Source organism: Mycolicibacter sp. MU0102 (assembly GCF_963378105.1).
GTDB classification, from domain to species: domain Bacteria; phylum Actinomycetota; class Actinomycetes; order Mycobacteriales; family Mycobacteriaceae; genus Mycobacterium; species Mycobacterium holstebronense.
In genome coordinates this window covers 4,324,951-4,351,401 of the sequence record NZ_OY726398.1, presented here as the reverse complement: position 1 = coordinate 4,351,401, position 26,451 = coordinate 4,324,951, and the positions used below count along the sequence as shown (strand labels likewise).

The window sequence follows — 26,451 nt, the reverse complement described above, 5'->3', positions numbered from 1 at the left end:
GCAACCCTGCTGGCGGGAATGGGATTGGCCGCTGCCGGAGCGGCGGTCGCCCCGGTCGCCGCCGCCGGGCCTTCCGAACCCGGCGTGGTCTCCTACGCGGTGCTGCCGAAGGGCTCGGTCGGCAACATCGTCGGCGCCCCGATGGGGTTCGAAGCCGTCTCCGGTCTGCCGTTCCAGGCCTACTGGGTCGACGACCCGGCATGCAACAACTGGGCGGACATCGGATTGCCCGAGGTCTACAACGATCCCGACCTGGCGTCGTTCAACAGCGCCGTCACTCAGTCCTCGGCCACCGATCAGGGCCACTTCGTCAAACAGGCGGTGGGGGTATTCGCCACCAACGATGCTGCCACCGCGGCATTCCACCGTGTCGTCGACCGGACCGGCGGCTGCTCGGGGCGCACCACCGCGATGCATCTGGACAACGGAGTCACCCAGATCTGGGAGTTCAGCGGCGGGCCGGCCACGGCAACCGACGCGGCCTGGACCAAGCAGGAGGCCGGTACCGACCGGCGCTGTTTCAACCAGACCCGGTTGCGGGCCAACGTCTTGTTGCAGGCCAAGGTCTGCCAGTCCGGTAACGCCGGCCCCGCGGTGAACGTGCTGGCAGGGGCGATGCAGAACTCGCTAGGTCAGTAATCATCGGTCCGCTTGTCGCCCCTCTCCGGTAGCGTCGGGAAGATCGACGGGCGGAGGGGTTGATATGGGGTTCGCCGCGGCGACGCAACTGTCCCGCGGAGATGAGTCTTGCCTGGGCGGCCCCGAGCTGTCCGGTGCCGCCGACGCCGCCGACTACATCACGCAGCGTTGCCTCACCGACGCCCCGCACGGCCGGGTGGGTTTGGAGATCGAGGCACACTGCTTCGACCCGACCGACCCGTACCGCCGGCCCGGCTGGGCCGAGATCGGTGACGTGCTGCGGTCCCTGCCGGCCTTGCCGGGCGGCAGTGTCGTCACAGTCGAGCCCGGCGGCGCCGTGGAGCTCTCCGGCCCGCCCCTGACCGATGCCCTCGCCGCGATCGACGCGATGGCGGCCGATCAGGCGGTGCTGCGGGCGGCGTTCGCCGACGCCGGCCTGGGTCTGGTGCAGCTGGGCGCCGACCCGCTGCGGCCCACGGAGCGGGTCAACCCCGGCGAGCGTTACGCGGCCATGGAACAGTTCTTCGCGGCAAGCCACACCGGTTCGGCCGGTGCGGCGATGATGACTGCGACGGCGTCGGTCCAGCTGAATCTGGATGCCGGTACACGTTCCGGGTGGGCCGACCGCGTCCGGCTGGCCCACGCGCTGGGCCCGACGATGGTCGCGATCGCCGCGAACTCCCCGCTGCTGGCCGGGGAGTTCTCCGGCTGGCGCTCCACCCGGCAGCGGGTGTGGAGCCGGCTGGACTCGGCGCGCTGCGGTCCCGTCCTCGGCCTGGACGGCACCGATCCCGCCACCGACTGGGCGCGGTACGCGCTCAAAGCGCCCGTCATGCTGGTGCACACTCCCGAAGCCATTCCGGTCAGCCGTTACGTGCCGTTCGCCGACTGGGCCGACGGACGGGTGCGGCTCGGCGACCGCCGTGCTGGCACCAAAGACCTCGACTACCACCTGACCACACTGTTTCCTCCAGTGCGCCCACGCGGATGGCTGGAGATCCGCTACCTCGACAGTGTTGACGACACCCTCTGGCCGGCACTGGTATTCACCCTGGCCACCCTGCTCGATGACCCGGTCGCCGCCGACAGCGCCGCCGAAGCCGTCGCCCCCGTCGCTACCGCTTGGGACGTCGCCGCCCGGATCGGCCTAGCCGACCCGCGGCTGCATGCGGCGGCCCGACGCTGCATTGGCCTGGCCGCTGACCGCGCGCCGGCATCCCTGCGCGACGGGATGGATCGGCTGGCCGGCATGGTCGAACGAGGCCGCTGCCCGGCCGACGACGTCACCGACGAAGTGACCCGGACCGACCCCACCGCGATGGTGACTCGACTGGCGCGCAGACAGTTATGACCACATCCGAAATATTGGCCCGCGACCTGACCCGGGCGCGACAGCGCACGCTGACGCTCGTCGATTTCGACGACGCCGAGCTGCACCGCCAGTACGACCCGCTGATGAGCCCGCTGGTATGGGACCTGGCGCATATCGGTCAGCAGGAGGAGCTGTGGCTGTTGCGCGACGGCGACCCGGCGCGCCCCGGCATGCTGCCGGCCGATGTCGAGGGCCTCTACGACGCCTTCATCCACCCCCGTGCCAGCCGCGTCGCCCTACCGCTGTTGGCACCCGATCAGGCCCGGAAGTATTGCGCCACCGTGCGTTCCAAGGTTTTCGACAAGCTGGAGACTCATCCCGACGGCCCGGGGGACGGGTTCGTGTTCGGCTTGGTGCTCAGCCATGAATACCAGCACGATGAGACCATGCTGCAGGCACTGAACCTACGTGCCGGCCCGCCGCTGCTTGGCGCGGGCGACGGCCTGCCCGGCGGGCGGCCCGAGCTTGCAGGAACCTCGGTGCTGGTACCGAGCGGCGAATTCGTACTCGGCGTGAACGCCAGCGATGAGCCCTTCTCGCTCGACAACGAGCGCCCCGCGCACCACGTCGATGTGGCGGCCTTCCGGATCGGCCGGGTGCCGGTGACCAACCGCGAATGGCGCGAGTTCATCGACGCCGGCGGATACCGGCAACCTCAATGGTGGAGCGAACGGGGTTGGCGCCACTGTGTGCAGGCCGGGTTGACGGCGCCGGAGTTCTGGGGCCCCGATCATCGATCCCGGGTCCGATTCGGCCACGCCGAGGATCTGCCCGACGACGAGCCGGTGCAACACATCAGTTATTTCGAGGCGCAGGCATACGCGGCATGGGCCGGGGCCCGGTTGCCCACCGAGATCGAATGGGAGAAGGCCTGCGCCTGGGATCCGGTCGTCGGCGCGCGACGCCGCTATCCGTGGGGCGGGACCGATCCGTCGGCCGAGGTAGCCAACCTCGGCGGTGCGGCGCTGCGACCGGCGCCGGTCGGGGCCTACCCGGACGGGGCGTCGGCCTATGGCGCCCAACAACTGCTCGGCGATGTCTGGGAGTGGACGAGTTCGCCCCTGCAACCGTGGCCGGGCTTTTCGCCGATGATCTACCAACGCTATTCGGAGCCGTTCTTCGGCGGCGACTACCGGGTGCTGCGCGGCGGCTCGTGGGCGGTCGCCCGCGAGATCCTGCGGCCGAGCTTTCGTAATTGGGACCACCCCTATCGGCGCCAGATCTTCGCCGGTGTCCGACTGGCCTGGGACGCCTGATGTGCCGGCACCTGGGCTGGCTGGGCCGGCCGCGGTCATTGGCCGAGCTGATGCTGGAACCGCCGCAGGGGCTGCTGGTGCAGTCCTATGCTCCGCGCCGGCAGCAGCACGGGTTGCTCAACGCCGACGGTTGGGGCGCAGGCTTTTTCGATGCCATCCAGGGCGGGGTGCCTCGTCGGTGGCGCAGCGCGGCACCGCTGTGGAGTGACGGGTCGTTCGCCTCGATCGCCCCGGTGTTGGCCAGCCACTGCGTGGTGGCTGCGGTGCGTTCGGCGACCGTCGGGATGCCCATCGAGGCCAGCGCCACCGCGCCGTTCACCGACGGAAGTTGGCTGCTCTCGCATAACGGCGTGGTGAACCGCGAGGTCCTGACCGCCACCGATCGTGCTGAATCGGTGTGTGACAGCGCCGTATTGGCCGCGACAATCTTTGCCCGCGGGGTGGAATCGCTGGGCGAGGTGATCGCCGAGGTCGGTGCGGCCGATCCGCAAGCGCGACTGAACATAGTGGCCGCCAACGGTTCCCGGATGTTGGCGACGACCTGGGGAGATACCTTGTCGATGTTGCACAGTGCCGATGGTGTGGTGTTGGCCAGCGAGCCTTACGACGACGACCCGCGCTGGGTGGATATCCCGGATTGTCACCTGGTGGACGCGCGCGACGGAGAGGTCCGTGTCACCGCCTTGGGCGTGACCCGATGACGGGGGTCACCATTGCCAATCACCTGGCCGCGGACGCGGCACGCACCGCGCTGCGGGCCGACGTCCGTCACGGACTGGCGCAGCATCCGAAGTCTTTGCCGCCCAAGTGGTTCTACGACGACGTCGGCAGCGAGCTGTTCGACCAGATCACTCGGCTGCCCGAGTATTACCCGACTCGCGCCGAGGCGGAGATCCTGCGAGCCCATTCGGGCGAGGTGGCGGCGCTGTCGGGTGCGGACACCCTGGTGGAACTGGGCAGTGGCACCTCGGAAAAGACCCGGATGCTGCTCGACGCACTGCAGGGCGCCGGGAAGTTGCGTCGATTCATCCCCTTCGACGTGGACGCCGGGGTGCTGGAAACGGCGGGGGAGGCGATTGCCGGTGACTATCCCGGCGTGCGAGTGGACGGTGTCTGCGGCGACTTCGAGCATCACCTGGCACAGATCCCCGACGGCGGCAGGCGACTGTTCGTGTTTCTGGGTTCGACCATCGGCAACCTGACGCCGGGGCCACGCGCCGAATTCCTGGCCGACCTTTCCGCCGTCATGCACGACGGTGATGGTCTGTTGTTGGGCACCGATCTGGTCAAAGACACCGGCAGGCTGGTGCGTGCCTACGACGATTCGGCCGGGGTGACCGCGGCGTTCAACCGCAACGTGCTTGCGGTGGTGAATCGTGAACTCGATGCCGACTTCGACCTGGACGAGTTCGCCCATGTGGTGCGCTGGAATTCGGCGGAGCAGCGCATCGAGATGTGGCTGCGGGCCCGCCGCGCCCAGCATGTCGTGGTCGGTGCGCTGGATCTGGCTGTCGATTTCGCGGCCGGTGAGGAGATGCTGACCGAGGTGTCCTGCAAATTCCGGCCGGAGCAGGTGGCCGACGAACTGGCCGCCGCGGGTCTTCGCCGCCGACGGTGGTGGACCGACGCGGCAGGCGATTTCGGCCTGTCGCTCGCCATCAAATGAGCCTCGCCGACAGTTGGCGTGCCGCGCGCCCACCGGTCGCCGGGCTGCACCTGGACAGTGCGGCTTGCTCACGGCAGAGCTATGAGGCACTGGATGCGGCAGCCCGCCATGCCCGTCACGAAGCCGAGGTCGGTGGCTACGTCGCCGCCGAGGCGGCCGCGCCGGTACTCGATGCCGGGCGGGCGGCATTCGCGGCACTGACCGGCACGGCCGATGCCGACGTGGTGTTCACCACCGGGTCGCGAAATGCGCTGGATCTGCTGCTGTCCCGATGGCCGGGGGCGCAGCGCACCCTGGCCTGCCTGCCCGGCGAGTACGGCCCGAATCTGGGGGTGATCGCGGCGCACGGGTTCAGCTGGCGGATGCTGCCGGTGGATGACACCGGCCGCCTGGTGCTCGACGAGGCGGCGACCGCACTAGCGGCCGACCCGCCGAGCCTGGTGCACCTGACTCCGGTCGGCAGTCACCGCGGGCTGGTGCAGCCCTTGGCGCAGCTGGCAGATATCTGCCGCGGGCTCGGCATTCCACTAGTTGTCGACGCGGCGCAGGCCCTGGGCCAGATCGACTGCGCCGTGGGCGCAGATGCCGTCTATTCGTCGTCACGCAAGTGGCTTGCCGGGCCGCGCGGTGTCGGGGCACTCGCAGTGCGGCCCGCGTTGGCCGCACTGTCGGAGCCCGGACCGGAGGCTGGTGACGTCAATGTCGCTGCACAGGTGGGGTTCTGTGTTGCGCTGGGGGAACATCTGACGGCCGGGCCGGTGGCGGTGCGGGCTGCGCTGGCCGGCGTGGGCGCCCGCAGCCGACGGGTGCTGGCTCAGCTACCCGGCTGGCGGGTGGTCGAACCGCTCGACGAGCCGAGCGCCATCACCACCTTGGTACCGCCCTTGGGCACTGATCCGGTGGAGGTGCGGGCCTGGCTGATCGCCGAGCACGGGATCGTTACCACCGCAGCCGGAGTCGAACGCGCACCGCTGGAGCTGACCATGCCCGTGCTGCGGATCTCGCCGCACCTCGACACCACCGAGGACGACGTGCAGGTGCTCGCTACGGCGTTGGCCGATGCGCCACGCGGGGCGATGAAGGCCGTTCTCGGCGAACGCTAGTGGCCGAACAGGCCCTTGCCTCCGCCGCCGAACAGGCCCCCGCCCCCACCGCCGAAGAGTCCTCCACCGCGGGATCCGCCGCCGCCGAACAAGCCGCCGCCGCCTCCGCCCCCGAACAGTCCGCCACCGGGCCTTCCACCGCCGCCGAAGATCCCGCCGGGCTTACCGCCTCCGCCGAACAGGCCACCACCCAGGTTGGGCATGGAGGGTGCGCTCGGTGCGGGCAGCGAGGGCAGTGCGGGTGCCTGGGGTGCCGGGATCGAGGGCAGTGCGGGCAGTGCGGGTGCCTGCGGTGCCGGCAGCGAGGGCAGTGCGGGTGCCTGGGGTGCGGTGAATGCCGGCAGTGACGGCGCCTGGGGTGCGGGCAGTGACGGCAGTGACGGCAGTGACGGCGCCTCGGGAACCGGAAGCCCGGCCGGGGGGCCTGAATTCGGCAGCTGGATCGGCAGATTCGGCAACTGGATTCCCGGATTGGGGTTGACCGCGGGTGCGTCAGGCACCTTGACAGGCAGCTCCGGCAGCTGAATTCCCGGGTTCGGGTTGATTGCGGGAATGTCCGGGACCTGAACCGGCGGATCCGGCAGTTTCACCACCGGCGGGTTCGGGTTGACCACCGGGATTTCAGGTTTGACGACCGGGGGATTGGGCTTGACCACCGGGATTTCAGGTTTGACGACCGGGGGATTGGGCTTGACCACCGGAATTTCGGGCTTGACGACCGGGGGATTGGGCTTCACGACCGGCGGATCGGGGAGCTCGATCGGCGGGTTCGGCTTCACCACCGGCGGTTGGGGCTTCACGATCGGCGGATCGGGCTTGACCACCGGGGGATTGGGGAGCTCGACGGGCGGCGTGGGAATGACCACCGGGGGTTCGGGCTTGACCTCGGGCGGTTGGGGCTTGACCACCGGGGCCGGTGCCGTCGGCCTCTTGCCGGGCAATCCCCACAGGAATGACAGATCAGTCAACCCCGCCAAGACGGGCCGGTGTGGGGCCGGCTGCGGAAGCGGCGCCAACAGGAAGGGCGACGGCGTCTGCGCCGCCGGCGGGCGGATGGGCATCGGCGGGCCGAAGATCGGGGCGGGTACGAACAATGGCCCGGTGCTTGCCCCGGCCGCCACCGGCTGTGGTGCCGGCAGACCGGGCGCCGGGGCACCCAGCGGCACTGCCGCCGGAAGGTCGGGCGCCGACGGCAGGCTCAACGGCGGCAGTGGAATCGAGTCCGCTGGCGCTTGCCCCATCACCGGTGGTTGTCCCCCGAACGGCTCGGTGGCGGGTACTTGAAGATTCGGAGCCCGGTGCGGAATGGTCAGCGCCCGACCGAGATCCGGGCGCAGCGCGACCAGGTTGGGGGTGATGTCCAGCGTCATGGCCACCATCAGCGCCGACGCTGCGGCGAACGCGGCAGACGCCAACGCCGCGCTGGCCACCAACAGTGGACGGCGAGGCGGGTGACCCACCGGTGCGAAGATCTCGGTGGCCGCTTCGGCGTCTTCGTCGGGCACTGCGCTGTAGGCCAGGTCGTCGGCGTCAAAGCCGGGGATGTCGTAGTAGCAGGGGCCGACGGCGCAGGAGCTGGGTTCTTGCGTGTAGGCCAGCGCGGCGGACTCCGCCTCGACACCGACCAGGCGGGCAGAGGCCAGAGCCGCACCACGGGCCAGGGCGGCACGCGGCTCCGCGGGCTCGCATACCTCGTGGTCGACCGTGGCCTCCAGCTGTGGCCGCAACGCGGTCGAATCGCCCTCGGCGCAGATCAGAAACAGACCGTCCGGCGACGTGTGGGCGGCGTTGAGCCGATCGGCGACCGTGTGGACCGCGGCGGTGGCATCGCCGTCATCGAGGGCTTGCCGAAAGATCCGGGTGATGGTGCCGTCGGTGCAGTCGACCATGGCCAGTGTCGCGGTCGACGCCTCGACGGACAGCAGCCCCATCTGGTCGCAGCCGACCGTCTGTCCCAGGTTGTGGGCCAAGCTTGCCGCCGCAAGCACCGGGGAGACCAGAGCCACGTTCTCCAAACCCTCGAGGGCGCCGCTGGAAAGCCGTGAACTCAGTGCTGCCGCGTCGAGCGGATCGGTCACCGTCACGCCGGTCGACACCAGGTGCAGACCGGCCGAGTCTGCGGCGTCCCTCGCCCGCAAGATCGCGGCGATCAACGCGTCGACGGCGGCGAATTCGCCGGAGTCGTCGGAAGGCACGTCAATGCTGAGCTCTTCCAGCGTCACGCCGTCCCCGCGTTCTCCGCAGACCAGCACGGTGTGGATGGTGGTGGGTGCGCTCGACGCAAGTGCCACACCGAGGACGACGTCCATGTCTTCTCCGATTCAGTTCTGACCTGCACGCGGTCGGCCACGGCGGCTTCTGGGGGGCACAAACATCGGCGGCGTTCCGACACCGTTTGTTCACCATCACGAGATGTACTCGCAATACATCGAAATATGCGGGTGAGTGAATGAATAGCGTCTGATGGGTTCGTGAAGAATGTCTAATTTTGTGGACTGACCTGCTCGGGCGTCGCGATCCTGCCGTGTAGCGCCACCCGATCGGACCAGGTGGGCGATGATGGACCCGGCACCGACCGGCACCGGTATGGACAGGAGTCAGACTTGGCCGATTTCGTCGCGTCGATCGACCAGGGCACCACCAGCACTCGTTGCATCATCTTCGACCATGACGGTGCAGAGGTGGGCCGCCATCAGCTCGAACACGAACAGATCCTGCCGCGAGCCGGCTGGGTGGAACACGATCCGTTCGAATTGTGGAACCACACCGCGGCGGTGCTGGTCTCGGCGCTGAACACCACCAAACTCCACGCGACGGATCTGGCGGCGCTGGGCATCGCCAACCAGCGCGAAACGACGGTGGTGTGGAACCGCAAGACCGGCCAGCCCTACCACAACGCGATCGTCTGGCAGGACACCCGAACCGACGCCATTGCGGCGGCCCTCGAGCGTGACGGCCACGGGGAGGTGATCCGGCGCAAGGCAGGCTTGCCGCCGGCCACCTACTTCTCCGGCGGCAAACTGCAGTGGATTCTCGACAACGTCGAGGGGGTGCGTGCCGATGCCGAACGTGGCGAGGCGCTGTTCGGCACCTGCGACAGCTGGGTGCTGTGGAACCTGACCGGGGGGCCGCGTGGCGGTGTGCACCTGACCGACGTCACCAATGCCAGCCGCACGATGCTGATGAACCTCGAGACCCTGGACTGGGACGACGAACTGCTGGCGTTGTTCTCGATCCCGAAGGCGATGCTGCCGCGCATCACGGCGTCGTCGACGCGGCGCCGGCATGCGGTCACCGCGAGCACCGGACCGGTGCGCGGCGAGGTGCCGATCGCCGGCATCCTGGGTGATCAGCAGAGCGCCATGGTCGGCCAGGTGTGCCTGTCGGCGGGTGAGGCGAAGAACACCTATGGCACGGGAAACTTCTTGCTGCTCAACACCGGTGAGCAGATCGTCCGCTCCAACAACGGATTGTTGACCACGGTCTGCTACCAGTTCGGCGACGCCAAGCCCGTGTACGCGCTGGAAGGCTCGATCGCGGTCACCGGCTCCGCGGTGCAGTGGCTGCGCGACCAACTGGGCATCATCAGCGGCGCCACGCAGGTCGAGAGCCTCGCTCGCCAGGTCTCCGACAACGGTGGGATGTACTTCGTGCCGGCGTTCTCCGGGCTGTTCGCACCGTACTGGCGTTCGGACGCGCGCGGCGCGATCGTGGGGCTGTCCCGATTCAACACCAACGCGCATCTGGCCCGGGCCACCCTGGAGGCGATCTGCTACCAGAGCCGAGACGTGGCCGAAGCGATGGAAGCCGACTCCGGTGTGCACCTTGGTGTTTTGAAGGTCGACGGCGGTATCACCGCCAATGACCTGTGTATGCAGATCCAGGCCGACGTACTCGGGGTCGACGTGGTCAAGCCGGTTGTGCCCGAAACTACCGCCCTGGGCGCTGCGTATGCGGCCGGATTGGGCGTCGGTTTCTGGAAGGGGCCCGACGATCTTCGCGCCAATTGGCGCGAAGACAGGCGTTGGACCCCGAATTGGTCGGATGAGCAGCGCGCCGAAGGCTATGCCGGGTGGCGAAAGGCCGTGCAGCGCACGCTGGACTGGGTCGAGCTGCCCTGAGAATGGCCGCACGCAGGCGGGTGCTGCCCGGCGCGTTGGTTGCGCTGGTCGTGGTGGCCGTTGTCGGCTGGGCGTGGTGGCAGCAGGCCGGCTGGTTTTCGCAGCCCGCGGGGCCCTCGCCGACGCCGCCGACGCCGCCGACGCCGAGTGCGGTGCCGCTGGATCCTGGCTATGACGACGCGCGCCGCCTGCTCGAAGCGCTGCCGGTCAAGGGCTGGGATCGCGAAAAGGACTTCAAGCGCTACCGGTTCGGCGAGCGGTGGAGTGACGACGTCGACGTCGAATTCGGCCACAACGGCTGCAATACCCGCGACGACATCCTGCGCCGCGACCTGACTGAGGTCGAACTGCGACGGGGAACCTGCCTGGTGCAGCGTGGCGTCCTGCACGACCCGTACTCCGGGGAGACCATCGCCTTTGCCCGTGGCCCCGAGACGTCCGAGGCCGTGCAGGTCGACCATCTCGTGTCGTTGGCCGACGCCTGGTACAAGGGGGCGCGGACCTGGGACGACAGCCGCCGCCGCGATTTCGCCAACGATCCCCGTAACCTGCTCGCGGTCAGCGCCCAAGCCAACTTCGACAAGGCATTCCGCGACGCCGCCGGCTGGCTGCCGGCGAACGCCGCGTTCGAATGCGAATTCGTAGCCCGTCAGATCGCGGTCAAAACCGCTTACGGACTGTGGGTTTCATCTAACGAGAAGACCGCGATGCATCGGGTCCTTCGTCACTGTTGACCCGCACGGTCAACTCAGTCGGTTTCCCCGAGGATCCCGTAGATCTCCTTGCGGGCGCCGTTGATGATGTCGACGATGCGCTGCTGCTGCTCTGGCGTGGCTGCTTGGCCGGCCTGCGCGACGGCACCGAACAGTTGGCCGGTCGCGGTGCGCAGGTTGAGCTGCCCGGGGTCGGCGCCGTCGGCGATCTGCTCCCACGGCGGGGTCTCGATCGTCCCGGCGACTCCGCGACCTTCTTCGGTCAATTCGAAAAGCCGCTTCTTGCCATCGGTCTCGGTGCCGGTGATCAGACCTTCATCGACCAGCATCTGCAAGGTCGGGTAGACCGATCCGGGGCTGGGGCGCCACAGCTGCTGGCTGCGTTCGGCGATCTGCTGAATGATCTCGTAGCCGTGCATCGGGCCCTCGGCGAGCAGGGCCAGGATGGCGAGTCGCACGTCGCCGCGCCGTCCGCGATTGCCGCGCCGGTGTCCACGGTGCCCGCCGGGGCCGAAGCCGAAGCCGAAGCCGGGACCGCCGGGTCCGAAACCAGGGCCGAACCCCGGGCCGAATCCGTGCCGGAAATCCGGGCCGAATCCGGGGCCGGCGGCCTCGTGGCCGGGGCCGAAGCCTAAGGGTGCGCAATGTTCGGCGGCGTGGTCGCGCAACTGCCTGCGAAATTCACGCCGGGCCTGCCGGCGCGCGATGTGTGCCGCGCGGCGCTGATGTGGCGTCGCCGGGCCGAAACCGAAACCGACGTGGTGTTCGGCGTCTTCTGGGAAGGGTCCGCCGGGCGGACCAAAGGGGCTGTTCATGCGTACCTCGTTGCTTGGGAAGGGGGAGCGCGATTCGCTCCCGATACGCTAACGATATATCGAGAACTATCGAGATGCAACGGTAGCGCCAGGCCGGACCAGAGACGGTCGAGACAGTGCCGAAGGGAATTTGAAGCGACAGCGCTATCGCCGGCGGAGGTCCTGGTGGTCGTTTGACCGCCAGGGAACAAGGGCTCGGCCCGCTAGCTCGGGGGGAAGAATCCACCGGTATTCGGTGGCGGCCACGGCGCAGGAGGCGGCGGGAAATACGGCCCGGGCGGCATGACCTGAAACCGCGCCAGCTCGCGCTGATGCCGTTCGGCCAGCACGGCGGCCAGCACCAGTTCGGGCGGGGCATCCGGAGGCGGTGGCGGCGAGATGTGCGCGAGTACATCACCGGAGATCCGGTAGGCCATCATCTGCCGGGTATGCGGGTCAAGCTGTCCGGCCCGGCCCAGGAACTGCCTTGCCAGTTCGGCGGATTCGGCCCGCAGGCCCGACAACTGCAACGTCGAGGCCCACCAGGCCAGCCCGGGCGGCATCATGGGCGGCGGCGTCGAAACCGGCGCGCGTTCACTGATCACCACCGTGCCGGCGAAGATGTCGCCCAGGCGTTTGCCGCGCGGTGACAGCAGGCTGCAGATCACCGCCGGGCTGCCGGTCAATCCCCAGATCTCGACAACTGAGGCCAGCGCCCGAAAGAGTGCCTGCCGGAAGCGTTCCGGGCCCCCGTCGTCGGAGACCACCCGCAATCCCATCGCCATCTTGCCCAGCGAGCGGCCCCGGGTGACGGTCTCCATGATGACCGGGTAACCGACCAAGAGCAGCACGGCGAAGATGATCATGATGGCGGTGGTCAACGCGTCATCGAACCGGCCGAGGGTGGTGGCCCACAGCACGATCGCGCACAGGTATCCCACGATCACGACGGCGATGTCGATCAGCGCGCTCACCGCGCGCACCGGCAGCTGCGCGATCGCGATGTCGAGGACGACGGCGTCGCCGGTCACCAGCTCGGGGCTGCGGTTCGCCATAGCTCAGACGCTACTCGCCGAACAGGTCTCATCGAGGCGCTCGCGGACCTGCGTCGCCCGGCTTCGCCGTGCTCGCAGTCCTCGCTGTGTCTGTTGGCGCGGACCTGCGTCGCCCGGCTTCGCCGTGCTCGCAGTCCTCGCTACGCTCGGCCACGTGGATGTCGATGCCTTCGTGCTGACCCATCGACCGACCTGGGACCGGCTGGAGACACTGGTCAAGAAACGGCGGCGGCTCACCGGCGCAGAGGTCGACGAGCTCGTCGACCTCTATCAGCGTGTGTCCACTCATCTTTCGGTGGTGCGCTCGTCGTCTTCGGACGCAGCGCTGATCGGCCGACTTTCCGCCCTGGTGGCGCGGGCGCGTGCCGCCGTCACCGGTGCCCATGCGCCATTGGCCTCGGAATTCGTCCGGTTCGTGACGGTGTCGTTTCCGGTGGTTGCCTACCGCGCCTGGCGGTGGTGGCTGGGCACCGCCGTGCTGTTTCTGGCGGTGTCGGCGGTCATCGCCTGCTGGGTGGCCGGCAACCCCGACGTGCAGGCGGTGATCGGCACCCCCGCGGAGATCGATCGATTGGTCAACCACGACTTCGCCGCCTACTACAGCGATCACCCGGCCGGGTCCTTCGCGCTGCAGGTCTGGGTGAACAACGCCTGGGTGGCCGCTCGCGCCATTGCCTTCTCAGTCCTGCTGGGCTTGCCGATTCCGGCGCTGTTGTTCTCCAACGCCGCCAACCTCGGCTTGGGACTCGGGTTGATGTTCCACGCCGGCCGGGGCGGCTTCATGCTGGGACTGCTTGCCCCGCACGGGCTGCTGGAGCTGACGGCGGTGTTCTTGGCCGGGGCGGTGGGCATGCGCCTGGGCTGGACGGTGATCGCCCCGGGCGATCGGCCCCGCGCACAGGCGCTCGCCGAACAGGGCCGCGCCGTCGTCGCGGTCGCCGTGGGGTTGGTCGTGGTGTTCGCCGTGGCCGGGCTGCTCGAGGCGGTGGTGACCCCGTCGCCGTTGCCGACGTGGCTGCGGATCGGCATCGGGGCCGCAGTGGAGGCGGCATTTTTGGCCTACGTGGTGTACTTCGGGCGCAAAGCGGTGGCCGCCGGCGAAACCGGTGACATCGCCGATGCCCCCGACGTCGTGCCCACCGGCTAGCCGTCCGTCACAACCGGCCGGCCGCCTTCATCGCCAGATAGGCATCGGCCAGTGCTGGCGCCAGATCCTCGGGCGGGGCGTCGATGACCTGCACGCCGCTGCGACGCAGTCGGGCCGCCATCGCGCGGCGGTCATTGCGGGCCCGCTCCGCGGCGCCGGCGTCATAGACCGCGGCCGCGTCGCCGCGTCCGTGAGCCAGCCGCTCCACTCGCGGATCGGCGACCGCCGCGAGGATCACCTGGTGGGCCGCCGTCAGATTCGGCAACACCGGCAGCAGGCCCTCTTGCAGGGCGGAGGGGTTGAGATCGGTCAACAGCACAACGAGATTGCCTCGGCGCGCCCGTCGGGACAAGGTGGCCAGCATCGCCGCGGCATCGGATTCGACCAGCGCCGGCTGCAGTGGCGCCATCGCGTCGACCAATTGAGCGAACAGTCGAGTCCTCGATGCCCCGAATATCCCGGCCCGAGTCACTTGGTCATGGGCGAGCAGATCGACGTGATCGCCGGCGCGTAATGCCAACGCCGCCAGTAACAGTGCGGCATCCATCGACCAATCCAGCCGCGGCCAGCCCGCGGGATCGCGTGCGGTCGGATCGACCCCGATCCGGCCGGCCGCCGTGCGGCCGGTGTCGAGCACGATGACGACCCGCCGGTCACGCTCGGGCCGCCAGGTGCGGACCACCACCTCGGAGCGCCGTGCGGTGGCCCGCCAGTCGATCGAGCGCACGTCGTCACCGGCGACGTATTCGCGCAGCGAGTCGAACTCACTGCCCTGGCCGCGAACCAGCACCGGAAGATTCCCGTCCACCTCCCGCAGCCGGGCCAGCCGTGCCGGCAGATGCCGGCGGGACAGGAACGGCGGAAGCACCCGCATCTGCCCGGGCACCTGCCGAGACCGCTGGCGCCCGGCCAGTCCCAGCGGCCCGATCGAGCGGACCGTGACCCGGTCGGACTGCTGGTCGCCGCGGCGGATCGGCCGTAGCTCGGTGATTATTCGGGATAGCTGGCCGGCCGCGAGCTGCAGCGGTTGGGAGCGCGGTGCGGCGCAGGCGCTGGGCGACCAGGCGTCACGGATCTGCCCGCGGAATGGGCGGCCGCCGTTGACGATCCATAGGGTGGTCGTGATCGTCTGGCCGAGTCGCACCGCGTTGTCCATGGACCGGTCGATGTGCAGCGTGGCGGGATCTGTCGTCAACGCGACGTCGAGCAGGACTGCCGCCGTGAGCCCGGCCAGCAGCACCGCGAATGCGGCCGCCGGCCAGGGGGCCAGCGTGATCGGCACGGCGCAAAGCAGTGCGATCAGCGCGGCACGACCGGTCAGAATCACCAGCGCGGCACCGGAACCGAGGCCAGGATGGCATCGAGAACGCCGTCGGCGGTGGCGCCTTCGAGTTCGGCCTCCGGGCGCAACATCACCCGGTGCCGCAGTGTGGAGCGGGCCATCGCCTTGACGTCGTCGGGCGTCACGTAGTTGCGCCCGGACAGCCACGCCCACGACCGCGACGTGGCCAGCAACGCGGTCGCACCGCGCGGCGAGACACCCAGCTGTAAGGCGGGCGAGTGCCGCGTCGCCGCGACCACGTCGACGATGTAACCCAGCACCTGGTCGGCCACCAGCACCTGGCGCACGGCGGCGCGCCCGGCCGCCAGATCCTGCGCGCCGGCCACCTGGGCCACCGCGGACAGGTCGTGCGGATCGAAGCCCCGTGCATGCCGAGCCAAGATGTCGATTTCGGCTTCGCGAACCGGCAGCGGCACAGTCAGCTTGAGCAGGAAGCGATCGAGCTGGGCCTCCGGCAGCCGGTAGGTGCCTTCGTACTCGATGGGGTTGGCGGTGGCGGCGACGATGAACGGGTCGGGCAGCGGTTTGGCCGCGCCGTCGACGCTGACCTGACCTTCCTCCATCGCCTCCAGCAGCGCCGCCTGGGTCTTGGGCGGGGTCCGGTTGATCTCGTCGGCCAGCAGCAGGTTGGTGAAAACCGGCCCGGGCCGGAACACGAACTCCGCGGTGTGGGTGTCGTAGACCAGCGAACCGGTGATGTCTCCGGGCATCAGGTCCGGCGTGAACTGGACCCGTTTGAAGTCCAACCGCAACGCGGCGCTCAGGGTTCGGACCAGCAGTGTTTTCGCCACGCCCGGAACGCCTTCGAGCAGCACGTGGCCACGACACAACAACGCGATCACCAGGCCGCTGACTACAGCGTCCTGGCCGACCACTACCTTGGCGACTTCGCTGCGCAGCGCCAGCAATGCGTCGCGGGCTGCGGCAGCAGCCGGATTCTCTGCGGGAGTGTGAGTCACGAGTGGGTGACCTGCCTTTCGATGTCGTCGAGTGCGTGGGCCAGGGCGACCAGGGCATCGTCGGACTCAGGAGGAGGACCGAACAGTAAGTGCCACAACCATTCCGGGTGCGCCCCAATGCGCGTCGACACTGCCGCGACCAACGCGGGCGGTTCGGGTCCCGGGCCCAATCCCAGGCGCGGAGCCAGTCGGCGCAGAGCCGCGGTGCGCAGGGCGGCGGCTGCTCGATCGCGGGCCCGATGCGAGCGGTAGAGCCGGCCGAGCCCTTCGACGGTCTCTGATGCGCGGACGACCACGGGTAATTGTTCGGTGACCAGGGGGCCGAGCCGGCGGCTCTTCCAGACGGCGGCCAGTGCCAGTGCCACGCACAGTTGCCAGAACAGCCATCGCATGTTCGGCGGGATCAGGCCGGCAATCGCGGCCTTTCCCGATTTTGCTCCTTGAACATGTTGGGGCGCATACCAGATCAGGCGATCGGAGGTGCCGGCAAGGTTCATGGCCAGCGCGGCGTTGCCTTCCCGGGCGAGGTCGGCGTTAGTCATGAACGTTTCGCTGCCGATCACGGTGACGGTCCGCTTGCCGTCGCGATAGCGCACCAGGGCGCCGTCATAGCAGCTGACCAGCGAATGGTCTTTGTTTGCAACATAGGTGGCAGTGGTGCGCAGGTCGACCGCTCCGGCCTGTTGCGCCTCGCGCAGGCTGCAGTCGGGCTGGTGGGTGTACGCCCGTGCGGGGCCAGACCGGATGCCCGGTGCGAGGGCCTTGCGGGCCAGCGCGTCCGGTGCCACCAGAAGCAGGTCGCCGGGCAGATCGGCCAGCTGGTTCATCAGCTCACTGCCGGTGATGCGCGGGGTCTGGGCCACCAAGACCAAGGTGTCGGGACGTGCCTGTAAGGCAACGTCATCGACGGTTGCGGCGGGCACGACCTCGACCCCGCGGTGACGCAGCAGTGTCACCAGCGCGTGCGTGCCCTCGGGGCCGGTGGCATTGGGATCCATTCGGCCGCCCGGCCGCGGTGTGGTCAGGTAGGCGCCCACCGCCGAAACCGCCACGATCACGGCCAAGGCCGCCGCCACCCACAGCCATGTCCGCCGCCTGGTCGTCATCGGTACTGCCGAGCCTGAGTTGTGGCCTGCACCCGCTGGTCGAGTTCTGCGACGATCCGATATCCCTCCGGGGTGGCGGGCAGCTCGCCGTAGTTGACGTCGTTGAATGTCTCGGCAGCCCGGAACAGCTCACCGGCCAGGGCCGGTAGAGCCGCACCGGCGTCGCGGGCCAGTTCGGTGGCGGTACGGCCCGTGGCGGGACGCAAGACCCCGTTCTCCTCGAGCGCGCGAGCCACGGCCCGCAGGCGGTGCCGTATCGCCTCGACCCAATCTCCCGCTGCGGCATGGCGTTGCGCGGCGGCACGGTGTTCGGCGGCACTGAGCTGTGTGGCGCCGTACAACGGATCGCCGCGGTAGCCGTCGTGCAGCATGCGACGGCTGACGTGCACGGCGGCCACCACGGCTGCCGCGAGGACGATCAGCAACACGCTGATGGTGAACCATCCGCCCGGCAACTCTGCACCCTTGAGCACCAACCGCCGTACCAGCATCTCAATGAAATCGAGGAACTGCTGCTTAGGTGACGGCCGCGGGTACATCGGTTTTGCCAGCTCGCGTTCGGCCGCCTCGCGGGCGGCTTCGCGGTCGACGTCGACGGTGGGCACCCGCGATCCTTACCCCGGGGGCCGGGTCAGCCAGAGGTTGTCGGTCCATCCGCCGACGTACGGCCCACCGGTGGCGCCGGTTCGCAGCACCAGGTCGAAGGCCTCGCCCCGGATGCGGCGGTCGGTGTACAGCAGTACCGACACCCCGGCGCTGAAGGGCAACACGATGATCTCCCCGATCGTCGTTCCGATCCGGGAGAACAGGCTCAACTGTGCACCGCCGGTCAGGGCGTCCGCCCCGTGGGTGACGATCATGCCGAAGATGTTGAAGGGAAACGCCACTGCGCTGCTGATCAGCGAGATGATCAGTGCAGTCAGCGCCATGATGCCCAGCACTCGCCAGAAACTGTTGCGCACCAAGTAGAACGAGCGGCGCATCGCTTCGAACACGGGTTGGCGTTCCAGCACGATCACGGTCGGCGCGAAGACCAGCACGGTGTAGCCGTAGGCCAATGCTGCAATCAGTGCCGGTACCAGCGGCACGGCGATCAACACAGCGGCGCCGGTGCCGCCCGCTCCGTCGGCGACGGCGATCAGGGCCGCCGCGAAACCACACAGCACCGCCGCGGCGAGGCCGATCAGGGCGGTCAGTCCGATCAGCGGACCGAAGCGATCACGCACAATCGCCCAGGCTTCGGCGATGGTGATCGGCGACCCGAACACCGCGCGGCCAACCACCACCGTCAGTAGGCCGGTCAACACGATGGTGCCCAGGGCGGTCACGATAGCCGCCCCGACAGAACCGGTCAGCCACGCCGCCACGTCACCACCGGAGAGCTCCGACGGCGACCTACCCGGACCCGACGGGCCGAGCGCCGACACCAGGCCGAACTGGGCGATTCCGCTGATGATCTGGGTGACCACCACCACCACGGCGGTAAGGCCGAGCACGGTTTTCGGGTTGGCCCGGATGTAGCCGACGGCGCCGTTGTAGATGTCGGTCAGGCTTAATGGGCGCAGCGCAATGATGCCGGGCTTGAGTTCAGGCTGCGGATAGCCCACCGGGGCGCCGTATCCCGGCGGCGGGCCGTAGCCGGGCGGTGGGCCGTATCCCGGAGGCGGGGGACCGTAGCCGGGCGGTGGGCCGTATCCCGGAGGCAGGGGACCGTAGCCGGGCGGTGGGCCGTATGCCGAAGGCGGGGCCGGAGATGGTGGGCCATAGCCGGGCGGGGGTCCGTAGCCGGGCGGTGGTGGGCCATAGCCGGGCGGCGGGCCGTATCCGGGCGACGGAAAACCAGGTCCGGGGTAGCCGGGCGGAGGCGGATTCACCATGTGGCTGAGCGTAGCGTTATGGGGCATGGCGGAACTCAAATCCCAGTTGCGTACCGATCTCACGGCGTCGATGAAGGCGCAGGACAAGCTGCGCACGGCGACCCTGCGAATGTTGTTGGCCGCGATCCAGGCCGAAGAGGTCGCCGGCAAACAGGCCCGAGAACTTACCGACGAGGACGTCCTGAAGGTGCTGGCACGCGAAGCCCGCAAGCGTGCGGAGTCCGCGACGATCTACACCCAGAACGGCCGGGGTGACCTCGCCGCCGAAGAGCACGCCGAGGCTCGGATCATCGACGAGTACCTTCCGGCGCCGCTCAGCGACGCCGAACTGGCTGACGTCGTCGACACCGCGCTGGCGCAGGTCGCCGAGGCGATCGGGGAGCGGCCGCACATGAAACACATGGGCCAGGTGATGAAGGCCGCCACCGCGATTGCCGCGGGCAAGGCCGATGGTTCGCGGCTGTCGGCCGCGGTCCGCGAACGGCTCTAGCGATAGCCCGATGTGTCGGCGCCGATCAAGGCAGTGGCGCTCCAACCAGTTTCGACCGGACTGGCCCGTCGAGGCCGATTTTCGGTATCGATGTCGCCGAGTCGTAGCACCGCTCAGTCGTGGTTGAAATGTGCCGAAAGCGCGATCAGGATCGTCACGATGACGAGAATCACGACGACGGGAAGCGCCCACGGGAGTACCGCTTCGATCACAACACCAGCATAGGCCGGTTTCGGCCGGCAGGAGCCTCGCCGCGGTCCGTGAATGGCACTAGGAACCGGTGGCGGGCAACTGCCAGCCCGTCAGCGCGGCGATGAAGCCGTCGGGGTCGGTAACGCTGACGTAGAGACAGCGGACCGGCCTGTTGAACACGCCGGCCGTCGGTGCTTTGCTCGGTTTGACGGCGTGGGTGAGCCGTATCTGGACCACGCCGTGGCGAGATCCGTTGACCAGCCAGCCATTACACGCCTGATGGACGCCCCAGCCCCACATGCGTTCCGGTGCCGGCTGGGCGGATTCGATGTTGTCCAAGGCGATGTCCATGGCGAAGGCCCATCCGCTGCGGACTTGCAGCAGACCGTCGGCCACCCGGATGCTGGCGCGCCCGGGCCCCAAGCCCAACACGGTCGCCAGCGGTCGATACCACCGGTCATAGCGCATCGGGAAGTCCACAGCAGACATTGTCTACGGCCAAGGAGGCTGGGGGACTGGTTTCGATACAACCAGGGACCGAAGGGCGTCCGCTATTCCGCTTCGCGGAAGTAAGGCTCAACCGTGCCGCTGAGCTTGACGACCATCGGATTTCCGCGGCGATCCTTGGCGGTGGGAACTTCCACACGCACCCAACCCTCGGCCACGTTGTATTCGTGGACGTTGGTTCGCTCGACGCCATTGAAGCGAATACCCACGTCGCGGCGGAGCGTCTCCTCGTCATAGAAGGCGCTACGCGGATCGATGGAGAGCTGATTCGGTGGAACGTCTGTGTTCTGATCCTCGGACATGATGGCCTTCGTTGAATGCTGCGTTACGTTCTCGGATTTGGTTCCCTGAGAACCTACGCGACCAAGCCTGGCTGGATGAAATCACCGCCACCCATGAGTGCCGGCGCTGAGATCTACTGCGGACCAATGGCGGACCGAACGGAAAAAGGCTCCGACCGGATTGACCAGTCAGAGCCCTCTACCTGCAACAACCTGAGTCGGGGTGGCGGGATTCGAACCCACGACCTCTTCGTCCCGAACGAAGCACGCTACCAAGCTGCGCCACACCCCGTGTGAAGCCACGACAGCGTATCGCACCGCGCCGCCGGTCACCCAAACGCCCAGTTCAACGGTCATCGAGGCCTAGCTCACTAGCGCCCCGGAGCATGAAACGCCCCACATCCGGCGCGTGGAGCTCGCAAACATAGGCGGACTTAGGCAGACTGGCTAATAAGGTTTAGCGCAAAGGGAGTCAAATCATGACGCTGTTAGGCGGAGCGGTTTATGCCGGTTTCTTCGCGCTGGCTGCGGTGTGGCTGGTGGCCACCAACCCCGAAGCAGCCGAAGAGCGGGCTCAGGCGAATGCGAACCGGCAGGACCTCTCGAACTCGGCCAAGACTGCGGCCGGACCCGTCGGGTCCAGCCCTTGCTGCGCCAGCCAGTCGTCGTTGTAGTAGGTGTCGGCGTAGCGGTCGCCGCTGTCGGCCAGCACGGTAATCACCGATCCGTTGCGCCCGTCGGCAACCATCTCGGCCAGTAGCGCAAACGCTCCCCAGACATTGGTGCCGGTCGAGGCGCCCACCCGACGCCCCAACACCGCGCTGACGTGCCGCGCCGCGGCCACCGAGGCGGCATCGGGCACGGTCACCATCCGGTCCACCACATCGGGCAGGAACGACGGTTCCACCCGGGGCCGGCCGATGCCTTCGATCCGCGATGATTCCTCGACCACCACGTCGTAGCGGCACTGCGAATAGGCCGGGTAGAAGGCCGAATTCTCCGGGTCCACCACGCACAACCGGGTCGCGTGTCGGCGGTACCGGATGTAGCGGCCGATCGTTGCGCTGGTGCCGCCGGTGCCGGCCCCCACCACGATCCACTCCGGGATCGGATGGGCCTCGTCGCGCATCTGGGAGAACATCGACTCCGCAATGTTGTTGTTGCCGCGCCAGTCGGTGGCCCGTTCGGCATTGGTGAATTGGTCCAGGTAGTGCCCGCCGGTGTCCGTGGCGATCCGCTCCGCTTCGGCGTAGACATCGGCGGAATGCGCGACGAAATGACAGCGCCCGCCCTGCGCCTCGATCAGCGCCACTTTTGATGCACTGGTCGAGGACGGCATCACCGCCACGAACGGCAGGCCCAGCAGGGCAGCGAAATATGCCTCCGAGACCGCGGTGGACCCCGACGACGCCTCGACCACCGTGGTGCCCTCGGCGATCCGGCCGTTGCACAGCCCGTAGAGAAACAACGAGCGGGCCAGCCGGTGCTTGAGGCTGCCGGTGATGTGGGTGGTCTCGTCCTTGAGGTACAGCGCAACGTCGGCCTCGGCGGCCCACGCCGCGGGCAGCGGGTAACGCAGCAGATGGGTGTCGGCGCTGCGCCGTGCGTCGGCTTCGATCAGCCGGATCGCGTTGTCGGCCCAGCGCCGGGGATGCCCGTGGTCGGCGATCCGCCCAGTCAACGGGCCGACACGGAGGGCTGGGTCGAGCCGCGGGTGAGCTGCGAGTCGTCACCGCCGGTGGGCGCCGCCACCAGGGTCAGCAGGCTGGCTTCGGGACGGCAGGCGAACCGCACCGGTGCGAACGGTGAGGTACCGATGCCCGCGGAGACGTGCAAGCGCATGTGCGCACCCCACTGCGAGGGCCCCTTGACCCGGGAGCGATCCAGCCCGCAGTTGGTCACCAGTGCGCCGTAGAACGGCACGCACAGCTGGCCGCCGTGGGTGTGTCCGGCCATCACCAACTGGTAGCCGTCGCCGGCGAACCGGTCCAGCACGCGTGGCTCCGGCGAATGGGTCAGCCCCAGGCGCAGATCGGCGGTCAGGTCGGCCGGGCCGGCGATGGTCTCGTAACGGTCCCGCTCGATGTGCGGGTCGTCGACACCGGCCGCGGCAATCCGATGTCCGGCCACATCGAATTCACGACGGTTGTGGGTCAGGTCCAGCCAGCCCCGCTCGGTGAAGGCCGCGCGCAGGTCCTGCCAGGGCAGCGGGACGCCGTGGATGCGATGCGTCGGCTTGGTCAGGTACTTGGCCGGGTTCTTCAGCCGCGGACCGAAGTAGTCGTTGCTGCCGAACACGAACACGCCCGGCACCGACAGCAGATCACCCAGGGCCTGCACCACCGCCGGCACCGCCTTCGGATGGGCAAGGTTGTCGCCGGTGTTGACCACCAGGTCGGGCTCCAGGCGCACCAACTCCCGCAGCCAGGCCTGTTTGCGGTGCTGCCCGGGACGCATGTGGATGTCGCTGATGTGCAGGACCCGCAGTGGTGCGGAGCCGGGAGCCAGCACCGGCATCGTCGCCTCGCGCACCACGAACGCGTTGCGTTCGATGATCGCGCCATAGCCGATAGCGAGAGCCGCCGGCCCGAGCACCGCCGAAGCGGCGACGACGGACCGGGTCAGGGCAGGTGAAGGAGCCATGGCGTTCAGACTACTGCGCTCAGAGCGCGCTACCGCGGTTACGGCGGCGGTGCAGGGGGCGGCAGCAGCGGAATGGTGATCGGCGGCAACCCGGGAATCTCCACCACCGTCGAACCCACCGGCCCGATCGGCGGCAGGCCGTCCGGCGGCGGTGGCGGTGGCGGCGGGATGCCGTTGCTGACCTCGATAGTGATGATCGAACCGGGAATGGTCTGACCATTCGGTGAGGTGCCGACCACGGCCCCGGAACGGGCGCTGCTGTTGACCCAGTTCGGCTGGTCGGCGACCTGGAACCCGACTTCCTTGAGTCGCGCCCGGGCGGCGTCCACGTCCAGGCCGGTCACGCTGGGCACCCGTGAGTTGGGGCCGCCGTCGACGTACCGCGGCTCGGTCGGCGGCATGATGACGTCGCCGAAGTCGGTGGCGATCGGTTTCATCGCGGCGAACCAGGTCCGGGCCGGCTCGTTGCCGCCGTAGAGGTCTCCATCCCCGCAGTGCCGCAGCGGGAACGAGCACAGATCTCCCGGCGAGAGGGAGTCGTCGAAGATGTAATTGGCCGCCGCGTAGCGGTTGGTGAAGCCCAGAAAGCCCGACGAGCGGTGCGCCTCGGTGGTGCCGGTCTTGCCCGCCATCGGCAGGTCCCAACCCACCGAACCGGCGGCCGGCGCCGCGGTGCCGCCGCCTTGGATGTCCTTGCTCAAGGCGTTGGCCATCGTGTTGGCGAGACCTTCGGGAACCACTCGCTCACAGGTCTCGGTGGTCACAGCCACCTCGTTGCCGTTGCGGTCGAAGACCTTGTCGATCGGGTTCGGCGGGCACCAGACCCCACCGGAGGCCAAGGTGGCGGCAACGTTGGACAGCTCCAGTGCGTTGACCTCGATCGGGCCGAGGGTGAACGAGCCCAGGTTCTGCCGCTTGACGAAATCGGCCAGGCTCTCGTTGCTGTCCGGGTCGTAGTCGCGGGCGGTGCCCGGATCGGCATAGGACCGCAGGCCCAGCTTGATCGCCATGTCCACGGTGCGGCCGACGCCGACCTGGGAGATCAGCTTCGCGAATGCGGTATTGGGCGAGGTCGCCAGCGCGGTGGAGACGTTCATCGGCGACCGGTAGGGCGCGACGTTGACCACACACCAGGTCTCCTTGGGGCAGCCCTTGGCGCCGCCTGAGCCCATGCCCTTGGTCTGGAACCGGCCGGGCACCTCGAGATCGGCGCTGATACCCATGCCCATCTCCAGCGCCGCGGCCACGGTGAATGTCTTGAAGATCGACCCGGCGCCGTCGCCGACCAGCGAGAACGGTTGCGGCCGCATGGTTTCGCCGAGGTCGGCGTTGAGTCCATAGGTGCGGTTGCTGGCCATGGCCAGCACCGGGTGTGCGTCGCTGCCGGGCTTGATCACGCTCATCACGCTGGCAATGCCCTGCACGTTGGGGTTGGCGAAGGTGTCGATCGCCTCTTTGATCGGGGCCTGCACGTCAGGGTCCAGCGTGGTGTGGATGACGTAGCCGCCGCGGGCCACCTGTTCCTTGCTGATCCCCGCCCGCGTCAGGTACTCCTGCACGTAGTCGCAGAAGAAGGCCCGGTCGCCGGCCGCGATGCAGCCCCGCGGCAGCTCGTTGGGCTGCGGCAGGATGCCCAATGGCTCTTGCTTGGCTGCGCGCAGTGCGTCGGCCTCGCCGGGGATGTTTTCGATCATGGTGTCCAGCACCAGGTTCCGTCGCGTCAGCGCACCCTCGGGATTGGTGTAGGGGTTCAGCGTGCTGGTCGACTGCACCATTCCGGCCAGCAGGGCCGACTGCTGCCAGTTCAGGTCCACGGCATCCACACCGAAGTAGGTCTGGGCGGCGTCCTGGATGCCGAACGAGTTGTTCCCGAACGACACCAGGTTGAGGTAGCGGGTCAGGATCTGCGGCTTGGTGAAGGTCCGATCCAGGGTGAGCGCCATCCGGATCTCGCGGAGCTTGCGCGCGGGGGTGGTCTCGATCGCGGCCCGCTTCTCGGCGTCGGTCTGGGCCAGCACCAGCAACTGGTAGTTCTTGATGTACTGCTGCTCCAGGGTCGACCCGCCGCGGGTGTCGATGTCCCCGGAGGCGTAGCCGGCCAGCCCGGTCAGCGTCCCCTTCCAGTCCACCCCGCTGTGCTCGGCGAACCGCTTGTCCTCGATGGAGACGATCGCCAACTTCATCGTGTCGGCGATCTTGTCGCTGGGCACCTCGAATCGGCGCTGCGAGTACAACCACGCGATCGTGTTGCCCTTGGCGTCGACCATCGTCGACACCGCGGGCACATCACCGCTGACCAGCTGGGCCGATCCGTTGGCCACCACGTCGGACGCGCGGTTGGACATCAAGCCGACACCGCCGGCGACGGGAAACAGCAGCGCCGCGAGCAACACGGCGGCGAGCAGACAACTCCCGGCCAGTTTGAGCACAGTAGGGCCGGTCGGGGGGCGCTCCGACATGGCTAACACACTAGCGGTGGTCGCAAGCGCGGCGGAGCCGGGCGAGGCGGGCCACCGCCATCAACCCCCACCCCGGTATCTGACGCAGACGTCAAAAAATGTCGGTTCCCGGGAAGTCTGGCTGCTGACCGCGACGCAGATCATGATCGGACTGCACGGTCGTCCCAAAAAAGTGCCGATCAACCTGTTGCGCAGACACCACCTGACCACCTAACTTGGACATCAAGTGCGATTCAGGTAACACTGATGACACGATGTGGCGTAGATCGCAGTGTGTCGGTCGGCGCCGATGTTGAATAGGTGGCTGCCGGCGGCGGCCGGGACGGAGGATCGTCAGTGTCTGTTGCAGCGACAGCGGTTCACGACACCAGCATGCCAACGGCTTCAGCATCACAAACCCCCCGAACCGTCTTGCGCGGCGTGCAGGACGAGGGTCGAATCGCCTGGGTTTCCAAGGCCGTCTGCCGCGGTGCGGATCCCGACGAACTCTTCGTGCGCGGTGCGGCACAACGCAAAGCCGCGGTGATCTGTCGGCACTGCCCGGTCGTGCTCGAGTGTTTGGCCGACGCCCTCGACAACCGGGTCGAGTTCGGTGTGTGGGGCGGCATGACCGAGCGGCAACGCCGGGCGCTGCTCAAGCAGCACCCTGAAGTGACCTCCTGGCGCGAGTACTTCGCCGCCCAGCGCAAGCAGCGTGACGCCGGCTGACGCCGGGCTGAGTGCCTCTTC

General features: G+C 68.4%; 25 protein-coding genes and 1 tRNA gene. 12 read left to right on the top strand and 14 right to left on the bottom strand.

The window, feature by feature from the left end; translation table 11 throughout:
* The first annotated feature begins 18 nt into the window (after positions 1-18).
* From RCP37_RS20470 to egtE, 6 genes are all read left to right on the top strand, one after another.
* Positions 19-639: a sensor domain-containing protein gene (locus RCP37_RS20470; protein WP_308487178.1), complete on the top strand. Its 621-nt coding sequence runs from the start codon at positions 19-21 to the stop codon at positions 637-639.
* A gap of 64 nt (positions 640-703) precedes the next feature.
* Entirely contained in the window at positions 704-1,990 is a 1,287-nt protein-coding gene (egtA, locus tag RCP37_RS20465; protein ID WP_308484767.1) for an ergothioneine biosynthesis glutamate--cysteine ligase EgtA, read from the top strand.
* The gene (gene egtB / locus RCP37_RS20460) at positions 1,987-3,267 is read left to right on the top strand and encodes an ergothioneine biosynthesis protein EgtB (protein WP_308484766.1); all 1,281 of its coding nucleotides are present in this window, start codon (positions 1,987-1,989) and stop codon (positions 3,265-3,267) included. The genes egtA and egtB overlap by 4 nt, the downstream gene beginning before the upstream one ends.
* Positions 3,267-3,968: an ergothioneine biosynthesis protein EgtC gene (gene egtC / locus RCP37_RS20455; RefSeq protein WP_308484765.1), complete on the top strand. Its 702-nt coding sequence runs from the start codon at positions 3,267-3,269 to the stop codon at positions 3,966-3,968. The genes egtB and egtC overlap by 1 nt, the downstream gene beginning before the upstream one ends.
* Positions 3,965-4,933: an L-histidine N(alpha)-methyltransferase gene (gene egtD / locus RCP37_RS20450; RefSeq protein ID WP_308484764.1), complete on the top strand. Its 969-nt coding sequence runs from the start codon at positions 3,965-3,967 to the stop codon at positions 4,931-4,933. Before egtC ends, egtD begins: the two co-directional genes overlap by 4 nt.
* Positions 4,930-6,036, top strand: coding sequence for an ergothioneine biosynthesis PLP-dependent enzyme EgtE (gene egtE, locus RCP37_RS20445; RefSeq protein WP_308484763.1), 1,107 nt, complete (start codon positions 4,930-4,932; stop codon positions 6,034-6,036). The genes egtD and egtE overlap by 4 nt, the downstream gene beginning before the upstream one ends.
* On the opposite strand, the gene RCP37_RS20440 is transcribed toward egtE, so the two are convergent.
* Positions 6,033-8,345 (bottom strand): DUF7159 family protein, encoded by a 2,313-nt coding sequence (locus RCP37_RS20440; RefSeq protein ID WP_308484762.1) that lies wholly within the window; start codon positions 8,343-8,345, stop codon positions 6,033-6,035. The two genes, egtE and RCP37_RS20440, sit on opposite strands and share 4 nt — an antisense overlap.
* Before the next feature lie 294 nt (positions 8,346-8,639).
* Here RCP37_RS20440 and glpK point away from each other — a divergent pair, with 294 nt between their 5' ends.
* Complete coding sequence (glpK, locus tag RCP37_RS20435; RefSeq protein WP_373693075.1) at positions 8,640-10,157, top strand: glycerol kinase GlpK; 1,518 nt, start codon at positions 8,640-8,642, stop codon at positions 10,155-10,157.
* A gap of 2 nt (positions 10,158-10,159) precedes the next feature.
* Positions 10,160-10,891 carry an HNH endonuclease family protein gene (locus RCP37_RS20430; protein WP_308484760.1) on the top strand — a complete coding sequence of 244 codons (732 nt, stop codon included), beginning with the start codon at positions 10,160-10,162 and terminating at the stop codon, positions 10,889-10,891.
* 14 nt (positions 10,892-10,905) lie between these two features.
* On the opposite strand, the gene RCP37_RS20425 is transcribed toward RCP37_RS20430, so the two are convergent.
* On the bottom strand, positions 10,906-11,685 hold the full coding sequence (locus RCP37_RS20425; protein WP_308484759.1) for a PadR family transcriptional regulator: 780 nt from the start codon (positions 11,683-11,685) through the stop codon (positions 10,906-10,908).
* 203 nt (positions 11,686-11,888) lie between these two features.
* The gene (locus RCP37_RS20420; protein WP_308484758.1) at positions 11,889-12,719 is read right to left on the bottom strand and encodes an RDD family protein; all 831 of its coding nucleotides are present in this window, start codon (positions 12,717-12,719) and stop codon (positions 11,889-11,891) included.
* Positions 12,720-12,873: 154 nt separating this feature from the next.
* Here RCP37_RS20420 and RCP37_RS20415 point away from each other — a divergent pair, with 154 nt between their 5' ends.
* Entirely contained in the window at positions 12,874-13,866 is a 993-nt protein-coding gene (locus tag RCP37_RS20415; RefSeq protein ID WP_308484757.1) for a stage II sporulation protein M, read from the top strand.
* A 7-nt stretch (positions 13,867-13,873) separates the two neighbouring features.
* Here RCP37_RS20415 and RCP37_RS20410 read toward each other — a convergent pair whose 3' ends face one another.
* From RCP37_RS20410 to RCP37_RS20390, 5 genes are read right to left on the bottom strand one after another with little or no spacing between them, the layout of a single operon-like run.
* On the bottom strand, positions 13,874-15,193 hold the full coding sequence (locus RCP37_RS20410; protein WP_308484756.1) for a DUF58 domain-containing protein: 1,320 nt from the start codon (positions 15,191-15,193) through the stop codon (positions 13,874-13,876).
* Positions 15,190-16,167, bottom strand: a complete 978-nt coding sequence (locus RCP37_RS20405; RefSeq protein WP_308484755.1) for an AAA family ATPase — start codon at positions 16,165-16,167, stop codon at positions 15,190-15,192. Before RCP37_RS20405 ends, RCP37_RS20410 begins: the two co-directional genes overlap by 4 nt.
* Positions 16,164-17,273, bottom strand: a complete 1,110-nt coding sequence (locus RCP37_RS20400; RefSeq protein WP_308484754.1) for a DUF4350 domain-containing protein — start codon at positions 17,271-17,273, stop codon at positions 16,164-16,166. Before RCP37_RS20400 ends, RCP37_RS20405 begins: the two co-directional genes overlap by 4 nt.
* Positions 17,270-17,878 (bottom strand): DUF4129 domain-containing protein, encoded by a 609-nt coding sequence (locus tag RCP37_RS20395; RefSeq protein ID WP_308484753.1) that lies wholly within the window; start codon positions 17,876-17,878, stop codon positions 17,270-17,272. Before RCP37_RS20395 ends, RCP37_RS20400 begins: the two co-directional genes overlap by 4 nt.
* Before the next feature lie 9 nt (positions 17,879-17,887).
* Positions 17,888-19,150: a hypothetical protein gene (locus RCP37_RS20390; RefSeq protein ID WP_308484752.1), complete on the bottom strand. Its 1,263-nt coding sequence runs from the start codon at positions 19,148-19,150 to the stop codon at positions 17,888-17,890.
* A gap of 25 nt (positions 19,151-19,175) precedes the next feature.
* Here RCP37_RS20390 and RCP37_RS20385 point away from each other — a divergent pair, with 25 nt between their 5' ends.
* A complete protein-coding gene (locus tag RCP37_RS20385) occupies positions 19,176-19,640 on the top strand; it encodes a GatB/YqeY domain-containing protein (RefSeq protein ID WP_308484751.1) in 465 nt (154 codons plus the stop codon).
* 270 nt (positions 19,641-19,910) lie between these two features.
* On the opposite strand, the gene RCP37_RS20380 is transcribed toward RCP37_RS20385, so the two are convergent.
* The 6 genes from RCP37_RS20380 to ponA2 all read right to left on the bottom strand — a co-directional run bounded on the left by RCP37_RS20380 (position 19,911) and on the right by ponA2 (position 25,722).
* The gene (locus tag RCP37_RS20380; protein ID WP_308484750.1) at positions 19,911-20,312 is read right to left on the bottom strand and encodes a hypothetical protein; all 402 of its coding nucleotides are present in this window, start codon (positions 20,310-20,312) and stop codon (positions 19,911-19,913) included.
* A gap of 71 nt (positions 20,313-20,383) precedes the next feature.
* The gene (locus tag RCP37_RS20375) at positions 20,384-20,641 is read right to left on the bottom strand and encodes a DUF3297 family protein (RefSeq protein WP_308484749.1); all 258 of its coding nucleotides are present in this window, start codon (positions 20,639-20,641) and stop codon (positions 20,384-20,386) included.
* Positions 20,642-20,838: 197 nt separating this feature from the next.
* Positions 20,839-20,912 (bottom strand) — tRNA-Pro (locus RCP37_RS20370).
* Between the two features lie 282 nt (positions 20,913-21,194).
* Positions 21,195-22,301 carry an L-cysteine desulfhydrase Cds1 gene (gene cds1, locus RCP37_RS20365; protein ID WP_308484748.1) on the bottom strand — a complete coding sequence of 369 codons (1,107 nt, stop codon included), beginning with the start codon at positions 22,299-22,301 and terminating at the stop codon, positions 21,195-21,197.
* Complete coding sequence (locus RCP37_RS20360; protein WP_308484747.1) at positions 22,298-23,263, bottom strand: metallophosphoesterase; 966 nt, start codon at positions 23,261-23,263, stop codon at positions 22,298-22,300. Before RCP37_RS20360 ends, cds1 begins: the two co-directional genes overlap by 4 nt.
* 38 nt (positions 23,264-23,301) lie before the next feature.
* Positions 23,302-25,722, bottom strand: a complete 2,421-nt coding sequence (ponA2, locus tag RCP37_RS20355; protein WP_308484746.1) for a transglycosylase/D,D-transpeptidase PonA2 — start codon at positions 25,720-25,722, stop codon at positions 23,302-23,304.
* A 16-nt stretch (positions 25,723-25,738) separates the two neighbouring features.
* On the opposite strand from ponA2, the gene RCP37_RS20350 reads away from it, so the two are divergent.
* Positions 25,739-25,936: a hypothetical protein gene (locus RCP37_RS20350; protein WP_308484745.1), complete on the top strand. Its 198-nt coding sequence runs from the start codon at positions 25,739-25,741 to the stop codon at positions 25,934-25,936.
* Positions 25,937-26,094: 158 nt separating this feature from the next.
* Positions 26,095-26,430, top strand: a complete 336-nt coding sequence (locus tag RCP37_RS20345; RefSeq protein WP_224974262.1) for a WhiB family transcriptional regulator — start codon at positions 26,095-26,097, stop codon at positions 26,428-26,430.
* The last annotated feature ends 21 nt before the right edge of the window (positions 26,431-26,451 follow it).